This window comes from Collinsella sp. BG-O-102, assembly GCF_023656745.1.
In the GTDB taxonomy this organism is placed as follows: Bacteria; Actinomycetota; Coriobacteriia; order Coriobacteriales; family Coriobacteriaceae; genus Collinsella.
Genome location: NZ_JAMOKO010000035.1, coordinates 1 through 2,471 on the forward strand (window position 1 = coordinate 1; position 2,471 = coordinate 2,471).

The window sequence follows — 2,471 nt, forward strand, 5'->3', positions numbered from 1 at the left end:
CCACCGTTCCTTCAACTGGGAAAACGGCGCCCCCGGACCCCAGGAGGGGCCGCGGGGGCGTTCGGCTAACTGCGGGAATGGCCTATTTGCTCAATGTGTTCGGCTGAGATCGGAAATCAACCTATCTAAATAACGTGGTTGTGAATCAACCGCTAATTGTTACCCGCCCATGTATGGTCGGGTTTTCCAAGTGCCGCAGATTGCCGTGAAAGAGGAGCGACGCGTACTTTGGTACGCGAGCGACGGTTTGAACGGCAAGGTGCGGTGCTTGGGAAAGCCGCTTATCGATAGGAAACGCTCTGCTGAGAATCCTTCACGACTACGTCGTGGGCGCCGCCTTCGACGATGGAGGTGGAGCTGACCAGAGTCAGGCGCGCCTTTTCCTGGAGCTCGGGGATCGAGAGGGCACCGCAATTGCACATCGTGGACTTGACCTTGTAGAGCGTGCCGCCCACGCCGTCCTTGAGGGAACCGGCGTAGGGAACGTAGGAGTCGACGCCCTCGACGAAGCTGAGCTTCGCGGCGCCGCCCAGGTCGTAGCGCTGCCAGTTGCGGGCACGCGCAGAACCCTCGCCCCAGTACTCCTTCATGTACTGACCGTTCACATTGACGCGCTCGGTCGGGCTCTCGTCAAAGCGGGCGAAGTAGCGGCCCAGCATCATAAAGTCGGCGCCCATGGCAAGGGCGAGCGTCATGTGGTAGTCGTAGACGATGCCGCCGTCGGAGCACACGGGTACGTAGACACCGGTCTCCTCGTAGTACTCGTCGCGAGCGCGGCAGACGTCGATCAGCGCGGTGGCCTGGCCACGGCCGATGCCCTTGGTCTCGCGGGTGATGCAGATGGAACCGCCGCCGATACCGACCTTGATGAAGTCGGCACCGCAGTCGGCAAGGAAGCGGAAGCCCTCGGCGTCGACGACGTTACCGGCACCGACCTTGACATCCTCGCCGTAGTTGGCGCGGATCCACTCGATGGTGCGCTTCTGCCACTCGCTGAAGCCCTCGGAAGAGTCGATGCACAGGACATCAGCGCCGGCCTCGATGAGCAGCGGCACGCGCTCGGCATAGTCGCGGGTGTTGATACCGGCGCCGACCATGTAGCGCTTGTCGCCGTCGAGCAGCTCGTTGGGGTTGGTCTTGTGGCTGTCGTAGTCCTTGCGGAAGACGATGCCCATGAGGTGATCGTTGTCGTCGACGATGGGCAGAGCATTGAGCTTGTTGTCCCAGATGACGTCGTTGGCAACCTTGAGGCTGATGTTTTTGTCGCCTACGATGAGCTGCTCACGCGGGGTCATGAACTCGGAGACCTTCGTCTGGTGGTCATCGCGGCTGGGGCGATAGTCACGGCTGGTGACGATGCCCAGGAGCTTACCCTTGGGAGTGCCGTCGTCGGTAACCGGCATGGTGGAATGACCGGTCTTCTCCTTGAGCTCGATGACCTGCTCCATGGTCATGTCGGGGGTCAGCGTGGAATCGGACTGAACGAAGCCAGCCTTGTGATCCTTGACGGCCTTGACCATAGCGGCCTCGGACTCGGCGCTCTGGGAACCGTAAATGAAGGACAGGCCACCCTCGGTAGCGAGCGCGACACCCATGTCGACGCCCGAGACGGACTGCATGATGGCGGAAACCATGGGGATGTTCAGGGTGATTGCCGGCTTCTCACCGCGCCTAAAGCGGGTTAGCGGCGTCTTAAGAGAGACGTTGTTGGGGATGCACTGCGAGGACGAGTAACCAGGGACCAGCAGATACTCCGAAAACGTGTGGGACTCACCGGGAAAGAACGTAGCCATGTTTCTCCTTTTTCCATGCGACCGGTCGGCTGCAGGCCTCGTAGGACCCAGCCCAACCTTGGGCGCCCAATACTGGGGAAGTATCTTAACGCACTTTGACTGCTACAATGCATGATTTAAGAAGAGCACACGAAAGAAGAGCACACGAGGGTTTGACGCAGGCTTTGCGTTTGCCCAGCAAACACTTTAGCGGGGAGACGTGGAGCAGATGGAGTACAAGACGACGGCAAAGTTGGTCATTCAAGCGTGCGACAAGGATCTGCCGGGCGTCTTCGGCCACGGCTGTGTCTTGCTGCTGCAAGGTATCGCCCGCGAACACTCGCTCAACCGTGCCGCCAAGAGCATGGGCATGGCGTATTCCAAAGCCTGGCGCATTGTGAACGAGGCAGAAGGCCAGCTGGGCTGCAAACTCATCGAGCGCGACGGTGCCCGCGGATCCACGCTCACCCCCGCCGGCGAGCGAGCCATCGCGGTCTACGAGGAGCTGCAGGCCGACATAAACCAGGTCATTGCTACCAAAGCCAACGACCTCATCGCCAGCATCAAAAAGTAGCTAATTTGGGACGTGTCTCTATAGTTTTGTCAACCGCGTGCTTCGCGCCATTTCGGCATGACGCATCCGGGCGCCTGGCGCCCCCGCTTGGTTTCCTCTTCGGTTGATCCCGCCGCCCGCTAGGC

General features: G+C 60.5%; 2 protein-coding genes. One reads left to right on the top strand and one right to left on the bottom strand.

The features are described from left to right. Positions 1-281: 281 nt before the first annotated feature. Positions 282-1,793 carry an IMP dehydrogenase gene (locus tag NBH09_RS09895; RefSeq protein ID WP_250787855.1) on the bottom strand — a complete coding sequence of 504 codons (1,512 nt, stop codon included), beginning with the start codon at positions 1,791-1,793 and terminating at the stop codon, positions 282-284. Positions 1,794-2,001: 208 nt separating this feature from the next. Between NBH09_RS09895 and NBH09_RS09900 the strand changes: the two genes are divergently transcribed. Next, on the top strand, positions 2,002-2,346 hold the full coding sequence (locus NBH09_RS09900; RefSeq protein ID WP_195503779.1) for a winged helix-turn-helix domain-containing protein: 345 nt from the start codon (positions 2,002-2,004) through the stop codon (positions 2,344-2,346). Positions 2,347-2,471 lie beyond the last annotated feature (125 nt).

What these genes read in the sequence shown, in the direction of transcription:
- NBH09_RS09900 (WP_195503779.1), top strand. Translation starts at nt 2,002, where the DNA reads ATGGAGTACAAGACGACGGCAAAGTTGGTCATTCAAGCGTGCGACAAG.
- NBH09_RS09895 (WP_250787855.1), bottom strand. Translation starts at nt 1,793, where the DNA reads ATGGCTACGTTCTTTCCCGGTGAGTCCCACACGTTTTCGGAGTATCTG.